The sequence below is a fragment of the Allostella sp. genome, from assembly GCF_041913585.1.
Taxonomy (GTDB): Bacteria; Pseudomonadota; Alphaproteobacteria; order ATCC43930; family Allostellaceae; genus Allostella.
Genome location: NZ_JAYSFE010000137.1, coordinates 1 through 11557, shown reverse-complemented (window position 1 = coordinate 11557; position 11557 = coordinate 1). Strand labels below are relative to the sequence as shown.

9 protein-coding genes and 3 pseudogenes are annotated in these 11557 nt (G+C 69.0%); 10 read left to right on the top strand and 2 right to left on the bottom strand.

The window, feature by feature from the left end:
* Both ACE3Q3_RS20145 and ACE3Q3_RS20140 read left to right on the top strand, forming a co-directional pair.
* Positions 1–191: pseudogene (locus ACE3Q3_RS20145) on the top strand (transposase); the annotation flags it as partial.
* A 223-nt stretch (positions 192–414) separates the two neighbouring features.
* Positions 415–1651 (top strand): annotated as a pseudogene (locus ACE3Q3_RS20140) (IS256 family transposase).
* 117 nt (positions 1652–1768) lie between these two features.
* On the opposite strand, the gene ACE3Q3_RS20135 reads toward ACE3Q3_RS20140, so the two are convergent.
* The gene (locus tag ACE3Q3_RS20135) at positions 1769–2725 is read right to left on the bottom strand and encodes a LysR family transcriptional regulator (protein ID WP_374449032.1); all 957 of its coding nucleotides are present in this window, start codon (positions 2723–2725) and stop codon (positions 1769–1771) included.
* Positions 2726–2904: 179 nt separating this feature from the next.
* Here ACE3Q3_RS20135 and ACE3Q3_RS20130 point away from each other — a divergent pair, with 179 nt between their 5' ends.
* The 8 genes from ACE3Q3_RS20130 (at position 2905) to ACE3Q3_RS20095 (ending at position 11066) form a co-directional block, all read left to right on the top strand.
* Positions 2905–3792, top strand: a complete 888-nt coding sequence (locus tag ACE3Q3_RS20130) for an oxaloacetate decarboxylase (protein ID WP_374449031.1) — start codon at positions 2905–2907, stop codon at positions 3790–3792.
* A 26-nt stretch (positions 3793–3818) separates the two neighbouring features.
* Complete coding sequence (locus ACE3Q3_RS20125) at positions 3819–5075, top strand: aconitase/3-isopropylmalate dehydratase large subunit family protein (RefSeq protein ID WP_374449030.1); 1257 nt, start codon at positions 3819–3821, stop codon at positions 5073–5075.
* A gap of 16 nt (positions 5076–5091) precedes the next feature.
* Positions 5092–5601 (top strand): 3-isopropylmalate dehydratase, encoded by a 510-nt coding sequence (locus ACE3Q3_RS20120; protein ID WP_374449029.1) that lies wholly within the window; start codon positions 5092–5094, stop codon positions 5599–5601.
* 109 nt (positions 5602–5710) lie between these two features.
* The gene (locus tag ACE3Q3_RS20115) at positions 5711–7225 is read left to right on the top strand and encodes an ABC transporter substrate-binding protein (protein ID WP_374449028.1); all 1515 of its coding nucleotides are present in this window, start codon (positions 5711–5713) and stop codon (positions 7223–7225) included.
* 31 nt (positions 7226–7256) lie between these two features.
* Positions 7257–8195: an ABC transporter permease gene (locus ACE3Q3_RS20110; protein ID WP_374449027.1), complete on the top strand. Its 939-nt coding sequence runs from the start codon at positions 7257–7259 to the stop codon at positions 8193–8195.
* Positions 8192–9088, top strand: coding sequence for an ABC transporter permease (locus tag ACE3Q3_RS20105; RefSeq protein ID WP_374449026.1), 897 nt, complete (start codon positions 8192–8194; stop codon positions 9086–9088). The genes ACE3Q3_RS20110 and ACE3Q3_RS20105 overlap by 4 nt, the downstream gene beginning before the upstream one ends.
* Positions 9088–10092, top strand: coding sequence for an ABC transporter ATP-binding protein (locus ACE3Q3_RS20100; RefSeq protein WP_374449025.1), 1005 nt, complete (start codon positions 9088–9090; stop codon positions 10090–10092). Before ACE3Q3_RS20105 ends, ACE3Q3_RS20100 begins: the two co-directional genes overlap by 1 nt.
* Positions 10089–11066, top strand: a complete 978-nt coding sequence (locus tag ACE3Q3_RS20095) for an ABC transporter ATP-binding protein (RefSeq protein WP_374449024.1) — start codon at positions 10089–10091, stop codon at positions 11064–11066. The genes ACE3Q3_RS20100 and ACE3Q3_RS20095 overlap by 4 nt, the downstream gene beginning before the upstream one ends.
* A 198-nt stretch (positions 11067–11264) precedes the next feature.
* Here ACE3Q3_RS20095 and ACE3Q3_RS20090 read toward each other — a convergent pair.
* A pseudogene (locus ACE3Q3_RS20090) lies at positions 11265–11557 on the bottom strand (IS3 family transposase); the annotation flags it as partial.

The following is an 11557-nucleotide window of genomic DNA, read 5'->3' as shown; positions in this document are numbered from 1 at the left end:
CTCTAGCTGGGATCGGCACCGCGTACGCCCAGGAGGAGAATGCGGCCGCCCACGCCCAGTGGCGCACCGTCGCGGATCAGATCCGGCCCAAGGTCCCCAGGCTCGCCGCCTTGATGGACGCCGCCGAAGAGGACGTGCTGGCCTACATGCACTGCCCGGCCGCATACCGGGCCAGGCTTCACTCGACCAACGCCGATCGGAGTTGAGGACGCAGGAGACGGGCATGGCAGCAACTCCGTCCCTTCCAGAACCATGCTCGCCCGGGTCGCGTCCCGCCGGGTGGTGTAGGAGGCTCGAAGCCTGGGGCTCGTAGGGAGCCTCCTGGCGGAGCGGAGGGCCTTGGGTGGCCATCGCGGTGATCGCCGGTAGGGTTGGGTTGCTGAGACCAACAACCCCGACCTTGGATCGACCACGATGACCGACGACAGAATGGCGCTTCGCGAGATGCTGGAGAAGGGCTCCGACGCGAGCCTGCTGCGGGAGATGATCGGCTTCGCCGCACAGCGGCTGATGGAGCTGGAAGTGGGCGAGATCACGGGCGCCGCGCATGGCGAGCGCAGCCCGGACCGGCTGGTCCAGCGCAACGGCTATCGGGAGCGGGACTGGCAGACCCGGGCCGGCACCGTCGAACTGCGCATCCCGAAGCTGCGCCGCGGCTCGTACTTCCCGGCCTTCCTGGAACCGAGGCGGACGGCCGAGAAGGCGCTGACGGCGGTGATCCAGGAAGCCTACGTCCATGGCGTCTCGACGCGGTCCGTGGACGACCTCGTCCGGGCCATGGGGATGGAGGGCATCAGCCGCAGCCAGGTCTCGCGGCTGTGCGCCGAGATCGACGACCGGGTGCGGGACTTCCTCGCCCGGCCCATCGAGGGCGACTGGCCCTACCTGTGGCTCGACGCCACCTATGTGAAGGTCCGCGAGGCCGGCCGCATCGTGCCGGTCGCCGTGACCATCGCGGTCGGCGTGAACGCCGACGGCCGCCGCGAGGTGCTGGGCATGGCGGTCGGCAGCTCGGAGGCGGAGCCCTTCTGGCTCGACTTCCTGCGCACCCTGCTGCGACGCGGCCTGGCCGGCGTGAAGCTCGTCGTCTCCGACGCCCACGAGGGCCTGAAGGCCGCGGTCACGAAGGTGCTCCGCGCCACCTGGCAGCGCTGCCGGGTCCACTTCGCCCGCAACGCACTCGCCCATGCCGGCAAGGCCCAGCGCCGCATCGTCTCGGCCTGGATCGGCACCGCCTATGCCCAGGAGGACGCGGCGGCCGCCCACGCCCAGTGGCGCACGGTGGCCGACCAGCTCCGGCCCAAGGTGCCGAAGCTCGCCGCCCTGATGGACGGAGCGGAGGAGGATGTGCTCGCCTACATGCACTTCCCCGCCGCGCACCGGGCCAAGCTCCACTCGACCAATCCCATCGAGCGCCTCAACGGCGAGATCAAGCGCCGCACCGACGTCGTCGGGTTGCGCGGGCTTACGCCGCCTTCGGCGACGTTCCTGCTCACTCCCCAACGAAGCCGCCGTCGTCCGTCTCGTCGGCGCCATCCTCCTCGAGCAGTCCGACGAGTGGGCCACACAGCGGTCCCGATACATGACCCTGGAAACCATCGGCGCCGTCAGCAACACTCCCACCGTCAGCCTGTCCGCAGTGACCGCCTGACAACGGCGGTCCAACCCGCCGAGGATCATCGCCCTCCTACACCACCCGGCGGGACGCGACCCTCGCCCCCGCGTCGAAGCACGAAGATCAATAGGTCTCGAGCCTAGCCCCCGGGGACTACCGCGGCGGCTTCCGCCGGTCGGCGAAGAGGACCTTGCCGACCCAGCTTCCCGACTTGACCAGGGCCACGATCTCGTCGCGCACGAGCGACAGCACCGCCCCCAGCAGCAATGGGTCGCCGCCGATCTTGCGCGTCGTCCAGACCAGGCGCCGGGTCAGCGTCGGCTCGACGACCGGCCGCATCGCGAGCGCACCGCTCAGCACCTCGTCATGGACCGAGCTGTAGCCCAGCAGGGTCTGCCCACCCTCGTCGAGGACCATGGCCTTGGCGATGTGGACGCTCGTCACTTGCGTCACCGTATGGAGCCGGACATCGCACTCCGCGGCGATCCGGCGGAGCTGCCGGGTCATCAGGCTGGCATTCATCGGCAGGATGAGCGGCATGCCGCCCAGTTCGCGGAAGTGGACCGGCCGGCCGGCAGTGCCAGGCGGAACGTCGCCCGGCCGCGCCACCAGATAGATCGGCTCCTCGATCAGGGGAAAGCGCTGCAGTGCCGCCGACGGCCCCGGATCATGGACGATGGCCGCATCGAAGGCGCCGCCGCGAATACCGCGATCGATGTCGCTGGTGTTGGATTCCTGCACCTGCAGCAGGATCTTGGGATAACGCAGGCGCAGCCGCCCGTAGAGCCGCGGCACCAGCAGCTTGCCCGGCCCGGGGGGAATGCCCAGGGTCAGGTTGCCGGCCGGGTGGCGGGCTGCGACCCGCAGCTCCTCGTGCAGCCGGGCCACATCGTCCAGGATCTTCTCGGCGCGCGGCAGCAGGTGCTGGCCCAGCACCGTCGGCTCTACCCCGACCGGCGAACGCCGCAGCAGGCGGCCGCCCACCTCCTCCTCCAGCTTGTGCATCTGGCGGCTAAGCGCCGATTGCGTAAGGTGCAAGGTCCCCGACGCCTGCGACAGGCTCCGCAGGCGTACGACCTCCAGGAAATAGCGCAGCGCACGTAGATCCATCGGCCCTTCGGGCGATACCGCCAGCCTGACCGGAGCATACCGGCGCATGACTTGGGGTATGCACTTCAATCATACCCTCCGTATACCGGATTGGCATTTCCTTTCGCCGACAGGGGTCTTTTACGCTTCTGCCGATGGCCGACGCTGGCCGACCGATCAAGCGCCCCGGAGAAGCACCGATGTCCCGCAACCGCCGCCTTCGTGAATTGCTTGCCCGCCCCGGACTGCTGATCGCGCCCGGTGTGCATGACGGGCTCGGCGCCCGGATCGTCCAGGAAGCCGGCTTCGACGCCGTCTACATCTCGGGCTTCTGCATCGAGGCGAGTTTCGGCCTGCCCGACATGGGCATGCTGACCATGACCGAGGTCGTCGACCGCGCCGCAGCCGTTGCCGACGCCGTCGACCTGCCGGTCATCTGCGATGCCGACACCGGCTACGGCAATGCCGTCAACGTCATCCGAACCGTCCAGATGTTCGAGCGCGCCGGCATCAGCGGCGTGCATATCGAGGACCAGGTCCTGCCGAAGAAGTGCGGCGCCTTTCCCAATCGCACGCTGGTCTCCAAGGAGGAGATGATCGGCAAGGTGCATGCGGCCGTCGACGCCCGCCGCGACCCCGACTTCGTGCTGATCGCCCGCACCGACGCCGTCGCTTCGCCCGGCGGCATGGCCGAGACGATCGACCGCAGCCTGGCCTACATCGAGGCCGGTGCCGACCTCGTCCTGGTGCAGATCCCGCGCACGCTGGAAGAGATCCGCCAGACCTGCGAGGGCATCCCCGGCAAGGCGGTGCTGACCATCTCGGAGAACCAGGTGGCGCCCGTGCTGCCGTTCGCCGAGTACGAGAAGATGGGGCTCAAGCTGGGCCTGCTGCCGCTCAGCCTGACCTTCTGTGCCATCACGGCCATGCGCAGGGCCGCGCGGTCGATCAAGGCCGAGGGCTCGATCCTGTCGGTCATGGGCGGCAACGACAAGTGGGACAGCATCCTGGAGCTGGTGCAGCTCCAGCGCGTGCTCGGCTGGTCGGAGAAGTACGCCACGGCCGGCGCACCGCCGCGCGACCGCTGACCCGCACTGCCACGGAGGCCCCTGCCATGGGCAGCACCATCACCGAGAAGATCCTGTCGCGCTGCGCCGGCCAGCCGGTGTCGCCCGGCGACATCGTCTGGGTCACGCCCGACCTGATCGTCGGCCACGACCTCAACTATCCGATCTATCGCCGGATGCTCCATTCCATCGGCATCGAGCGGGTGGAATCGCCCGAGAAGCTGGTGCTGACCATCGACCACCAGCCCTATACGGATTCCGCCAAGGTGGCGGCGGACTTCCGGCTGATGCGCGAGGACGCGCGCAACCACGGCATCGGCCACTTCTTCGATGTCGGCCGGGCCGGCATCTCGCACAACCTGCCGCTCGACCGCGGGCTGATCCGCCCGGGCATGCTCGTGATCACGAGCGACACCCGGTCGCCGGCGCTGGGCTGCGTCGGGGCACTCGGCATCGCCTTCGGCGGCGCCTTCCTGATGCAGCTCGCCACCGGCCGCAGCTGGGTACGGGTGCCGGCGACGATCCGCGTCAGCATCACCGGCAAGCGGCCGTCCTGGCTGATGAGCCGCGACATCGCGCAGTGGATCGCAGGCCAGATCGGCCTGGAGCGCGCCGACTACCACGTGCTGGAGTTCGACGGCCCCGTGGTCGACGGCATGGACATCGACGAGCGCCACACGCTCTGCAACACCATGGTAGATCTCGGCGTGAAGAGCGCCATCGCGGTGCCGTCGGAGGCGATCCTGGCCACCGTGCGATCGCGAACCGACGTGCCGTTCGAAGTCGTGCGCAGCGACCCAGATGCGCACTATGCCGACCATCTCATCTTCGACATCGCCGACCTGGAGCCGCAGGTGGCCGTCCCGCCGTCACCCGAGCTGGCCCGGCCGGTCAGCGAGCTGGCGGGCAAGCCCGTCACCCACGCCTTCGTCGGCGCCTGCATCGCCGGCAAGCTGGAGGACATGCGCGCCGCCGCCCAGGTCCTGCGGGGCCGCAAGGTGGCCGACGGCGTCCAGTTCTGCATCATCCCCGCCACCCAGGAGGTCTATCACCAGAGTCTGGGCGAGGGGCTGATCGACATTTTCGCGGCGGCCGGCGTACAGATCGCGGTTGGCACCTGCGGCCCGTGCGTCGGCGGCATCATGCCGCTCAACGACGGCGACGTGTGCATCTCGACCGGCACCCGCAACGACCCCGGCCGGATGGGCAGCCCCTCCTCCGAGGTGTACCTGGCGAGCGCTGCCACGGTCGCCGCCTCGGCCGTCACCGGGCGCATCACCGACCCGCGCACGCTCGCATCCTGACCGCCGGAGGACCCTCATGGTGCAGATCTATCGCGGCCGCTGCTGGAAGTTCGGCGACAACGTGCTGAACGACGGGCACATCATGGATATCGGCCAAGTGAAGGCCAAGGAGACCGACCCCGCGGTGCTGGCGAAGTACTGCATGATCGGCCTGGACCCGACCTTCGCCGGCAAGGCGCAGCCGGGCGACATCGTCGTCGCCGGTCGCAATTTCGGCTCGGGCCAGCTCCACATGCAGGGTCCGCTCGCCTTGAAGGGGCTGGGGCTGGCAGTGGTGTCGGAATCGATGACCCGCAGCTTCTACCGGCTGATGATCACGGCCGGTGTGCCCATGCTGTCCTTCATGCCGGGCATCACGCAGATGGTGACGAACGGCGACGAGCTGGAGGTGGATTTCCGCGCCGGCACGGTCACCAACCTGACGCGGGGTACGACCAAGCAGGGCGAGCCGTTGGCGCCGTTCCTGCTCGACATCATCGAAGCAGGCGGGGAACTCGCCTGGATCAAGAAGCAGCGGGCGGCCTGAAACAGGGGCCGACGTCTGGGATAGGGAGATCGGAATGACAAATTCTAACGTGGTTCGCCTCTCGGGCGCATTCCTCGCCGCCAGCCTGTTGGCCGCAGGTACGCCGGCCATGGCACAAGCGCCGTCGGCCGGCGAACTCCGGATCGTCTTTCCGTCGCTCTGGAACGAGGGGCTGGACCCCATCCTGACCAGCAGCAGCGGCAGCATCGGCATCGCTGCGATCTATGACGACCTCATCGGGACGAAGGCCGACGGCTCGGATTTCTCGAAGGAGACCGGGCTGGCCGGGGACTGGTCGATGGCGCCGGACGGCAAGTCCTGGACAATCCGCATCCGCAGCGGCGTGCAGTTCCACAACGGCTACGGCGAGGTCACCGCCGAGGACGTGAAGTTCAGTATCGACCGCCTGACCAGTGAGCGTTCCGTCGCCCAGCGCAAGGGCCATTTCCGCGAACGCGTCGGTCCGGTCGAGATCGTCGACCGCTACACGGTGCGGGTGCCAGCCAAGGCCGCGCCAATCCCTGACCTGCTGAGCGACCTGTCAGCCCTCCAGGGTTCGACCGAGCGCTTCATCGTCTCGCGCAAGGCGGCCGAGGAGATGGGGCCCGACAAGTTCGCGATCAACCCGGTCGGCAGCGGCCCGTACCGCTTCATCGAGCGCGTCGGCGGCCAGTACATCCGCCTGGCCTCGGCGGGCAAGCACTGGCGCATCCAACCGCGCTTCGAGGGCGTCCGCTTCATGGCGGTACCCGAGGAGGAAACCAGCATCGCCATGCTGGGCCGCGGCGAGGCCGACGTGGCGCCGATCGGCCGCAACAACATCGAGCGGGTCAAGAAGCAGCGCGGCGGCGACGTCGTCCTGCAGAAAAGCTCGGCCTCGCTAGTGGTCTATTTCGATGACCAGTTCGTCGAGCGCGTGCCCGTCAACAAGGCGAAGGTGCGCGAGGCGTTGAATCTGGCGATCGACCGCAAGACCATCGCCGAGACGCTGTTCGAGGGCTATGCCCGGCCGTTCGGCACGTACTACACGCAGTCGGTGATCGCCGAATCCGTCGGGCACGACTGGAAGGGCGACCTCTATCCCTTTGATCCCGTCAAGGCGCGCCAGCTGCTGGCGGAGGCCGGCTACCCGAACGGCTTCGACATCGACGTCTGGATCTATCCCTGGATCGGCGTCCCCGAGGGGCCGGACATGATGCATGCCATCGCCGGCATGTGGGAGAAGATCGGCGTGCGCCCGCAGGTGCAGCAGACCGAATACGGCGTAGTCCGCGCCAAGCTGCTGAAGGGCGAGATGCCGGGCGCGGTCGGCTACTTCGTGGCCCCGGCACGGCCCTGGCAGGGCATCCCCGGCATCTATCGCGTCTTCATGCATTCCAAAGGCTCCTTCAGCCACGTCCAGCAGCCCGAGCTAGACACGCTGCTCGACACGGCGGCCACCGCGCTGGATGCCAGCGCCGCCAAGACCAGCATCGCCGAGGCCATGCGCCGGATCCGCGCCGGCCACCTTGCGGCCCCGATCGTCGAGCTCGACCAGGCGTACGGGGTGACGGCGAAGGCCAAACACTGGGACCCGGGCTTCCGGCCCCAGAACCTGAACTTCGACAGCCTGCTGGCCCGGTGAACGGGGCAGCCATGAGGAAGGTCGGGGCGTCGTGATCGGCATCGTCGTCCAGCGGCTCATCCAGTCGGTCGTGACGCTGACGGTCCTGGCCGTCGTCATCTTCGGCCTGTCGCGGATGAGCGGAGACCCGATCGAGCTGATGCTGCCGGTCGACGCCACAGCGGCCGACCGGTCCGCCCTGCGGGCGACGATCGGCCTCGACCAGCCGCTGCACGAGCAGTTCCTGCGCTTCGTGGGCGGTGCGGTGACCGGCGATCTCGGAATCTCGATCCGTGAACGCCGGCCGGCCCTCGACCTCGTCATGGAGCGGCTACCCAACTCGCTCACCCTGGCGCTGGTGGCCCTCGCCATGGCAATGGCGATGGCCTTCCCGCTGGCGATCGCGGCAGCGGTCTGGCGCGGCTCGGCCATCGACGTGCTGGCCCGCCTCTTCGCCGTGCTCGGCCAGTCCTTCCCGACCTTCTGGGTCGGGCTGGTACTGATCATCATCTTCGCGGGCGAGCTGCGCATCCTGCCGGCCGGTGGCACGGGAAGCTGGCTGCACTACATCCTGCCCGGCTTCACCCTGGGCTGGTTCGTGGTCGCCGGCATGATGCGCCTGCTGCGCTCGAGCATGATCGAGGTGCTGGACAGCGAGTTCGTCAAGCTGGCCCGCATCAAGGGCCTGCCGGAATGGATCGTCATCTGGAAGCATGCCCTTCGCAACGCGCTGGTCCCGGTGGTCACCTTCGGCGGCGTCTATCTCGCGCTGCTGATCTCGACGGCGGTCATCGTCGAGACGGTGTTCGCCTGGCCTGGCCTGGGCCGGCTCGCCTATGACGCCATCCGGTTCCGCGACTTCCCGGTGACGCAGGCGGTCGTACTGGTGACGGCCATCGTCGTCGTCCTGTCCAGCCTGGCCGTCGACCTGCTCTACATGGCGATCGATCCGCGCATGCGTGGCACCCAGAAAGAGGGGGGCGGGCGATGACGGACGCCACCGCCACGCCGCCGGCCACCGCGCGGCGGAACTGGTCACCCCTGGCCGTCTGGCAGCGCTGGAAGCGCCCGCCACTCTTTCCCTGCTTCGTCCTGCTGGCGGTCGTGATCATGGCCCTGGTACCGGACCTGCTGGCGCCGCACGACCCGCACCTCCAGTCCCTGCGCACCCGCTTCCGCCCGCCGGTCTGGCAGGACGGCGGCTCCTGGACCTTTGCGCTGGGCACCGACGCGCTCGGCCGCGACATCCTCTCGCGGATCGTCCATGGCGCCCGCGTCTCCCTGCTGGCGGGCATGTTCAGCCTTGTCGTCGGCGGCGCCATCGGCACCGCCATCGGCCTCGTCAGCGGCTATTTCGGCGGCCGCACCGATGTCGTCATGATGCGCCTGGCCGACAGCGTGCTGTCCTTCCCGATCATCCTGCTGGCCTTCCTGATGGCGGTGACGCTGGGTCCCAGCCTGGGAACCGTCGTGGTCTCGGTGGGTGCCATCCTGTGGGCGCGCTATGCCCGCATCGTCCGCGGCGAGGTACTGGCGATCCGCGACCGCGACTATGTGAAGCTGGCGCGCATCGCCGGCTGCTCGCACCTGCGTATCATCCTGGTGCACATCTTCCCGAACGTCGCCAACACGCTGATTGTGCTGCTGACCATGCAGTTCGGCTGGGTGATCATCGTCGAGGCGTCCCTCAGCTTCCTCGGCGCCGGCATCCCGCCGCCGACCAGCGCCTGGGGGTCGATGATCTCCGACGGCCGGGCGACGCTGATGCGCGCCTGGTGGGTCGCGACCCTGCCCGGCGTGGCGCTGATGCTGGTCGTCCTGTCCTTCAACCTGATCGGCGACTGGCTGCGCGATCGGCTCGACCCGCGCATGAGGCAGGACTGATGACCGCGCCCGCAAATGCACCTCGCCCGGTACCGGGCGAGGTGCTCCTCGACGTGCAGGACCTGCGCACCCTGCTGACCGCGCCGCAGGGCTCGGGCATGGCGATCGACGGCGCCAGCTTCCGACTGCGCCGCGGCGAGACGCTGGGCCTGGTGGGAGAGAGCGGGTCCGGCAAGAGCATGACCGCGCTTTCGATCCTGCGCATCCTGCCGCGGCCGGCCGCTTCTAACGCCGGCGGGCGGGTCCTGTTCGACGGGGTCGACCTGCTTGGGCTGCCGGAGGCCGAGATGCGCGGCTATCGCGGCCGCCGGATCTCGATGATCCTCCAGGACCCGCTGAGCGCGCTAAACCCGGTGCTGACCGTGGGTGAACAGCTCATGGAACCGCTGCGCCGGCATGTCGGCCTGCGCGGCGCAGCACTGAGGGAACGCGCCGTCGAGCTGCTGTCGCTGCTGCGCGTGCCGGCGCCGCGCGATCGCCTGCGCTCCTATCCGCACGAGTTCAGCGGCGGCATGCGCCAGCGCGTCGTCGGCGCCATCGCGCTCGCCTGCAACCCGCAGATGCTGATCGCGGACGAGCCGACGACTTCGCTCGACGTCACCGTGCAGGCGCAGTACCTGCGGTTGCTGCGCCAGCTCCAGCGCGAGACCGGCTTGGCGATCCTTTTCATCACCCATGATTTCGGCATCGTCGCGCGCATGTGCGACCGCGTGGCCGTCATGTATGCCGGCCGCATCGTCGAGACCGCGGCGACGCGCACCCTCTTCCAGTCTCCGATGCACCCGTATACCGAGGCCCTGCTACGCTCGGTGCCGGAGATGAACGTCGACCGCAGCGGCCGCCTGCAGGCCATCGACGGCCAGCCGCCCGCCATCTTCGCCCGGCCGCCAGGCTGCCCCTTCGCCGACCGCTGCCGCGACGTCATGCCGAAGTGCCGCGACAGCGATCCCGGCACGACCGAGATCGGCCCCGACCGCACCGTGCGCTGCTGGAAATACGCATGAACAGACCGCCCATCCTTGCCGTAGAAGGTGTGCGCAAGCGCTATCGCATCCGCACCGGCGGCATGCTGTCCCGGACCGAGGCCGAGCTGTGGGCGGTCGACGATGTCTCCTTCGCCATCGCCGAGGGTGAGACCGTCGGCATCGTCGGCGAGTCCGGCTGCGGCAAGACGACGACGGCCAAGATGGCCCTGCGCCTGGAGCAGCCGAGCGAGGGGCGGATCCTCTTCCGCGGCAACGACCTTGCCGGGCTGGGCAAGGCGGCCCTGCGCACCTACCGCGCCTCGGTGCAGGCGGTCTTCCAGGACCCGTGGAGTTCGCTGAACCCGAGGATGCGGGTGGGCGAGATCATCGGCGAGCCCCTGCTGGTGAATGCCGGCCTCTCGCGGGTGGAGCGGGCCGAGCGGGTGGCCCGGCTGCTGGAGCAGGTCGGGCTGAAGCCGTGGCAGGCGCGGCTCTATCCGCACGAGTTCAGCGGTGGCCAGCGCCAGCGCATCACGATTGCGCGGGCGATCTCGCTGTCGCCGGGCCTGATCGTGCTGGACGAGCCGGTCTCCGCTCTCGACGTGTCTGTCCAGGCGCAGATCATGAACCTGCTGCGCGACCTGCAGGACCAGCTCGGCCTAGCCTTCCTGCTGATCGCCCACAGCCTGGGCACGGTCCGCTACCTCTGCCACCGCGTGGTGGTCATGTATTTGGGTCAGGTGGTAGAGACTGCCGATGCCCGCGCGCTGTTCGAGACACCGCGGCACCCCTACACCCAGGCGCTGATCGCAGCCGCCCTGCCGGGGCGGCCCGGAGATGCCGACGAGGAGTTCCCCGCGATCGAGGGCGAGGTGCCGTCGCCGACGGCCCCGCCGCCCGGATGCCGGTTCCACACCCGCTGTCCGCAAGCCATGCCAGTCTGCCGGACGACGGCGCCGGCCACCATCACCGTAGCCCCGGGACACGAGACGCGCTGCCACCTTTATGGCTAAGCCGGCTCCGGGCCAGCCGGCGCGACGGCATCACCAACCCAGTTTCCCGAACAAGCCCCCCGACACCATGACCGACCTGGTGTCGCGCATGAGGGCCGACCTGCCCCTCCGCGGGTCCCTCGATCATTGTGAGAGAGCCTGGGCGGCGTAGCCTTCGAGGTTGCGCAGCCGACCGGGCGCAAAGTCCAGGCTTCAGCACTGGTTCGGGCCATCCGGCAGCGCCATCGGCGCCCGCGTGCCGGTGGCGCGCTTGCGGCCACGCCGCCGTCGCACCGCCAGGCCTTCCTCGCGGTAGAGCCGGAAGAGCTTCTTCTTGTTCATGCTCACGCCTTCACGCTCGAGCAGGATGCCGAGACGCCGGTAGCCGAAGCGGCGTCGCTCGGCCGCCGGGCCCCGCAGCCGCTCGCGCACCTCCGCATCGCCCGGTTCGGCCACGCGGCGCGCCGTAAGCCCTGGGCAAAAAAGCGTGCTTCTGCACGAAGCAGTTAGTT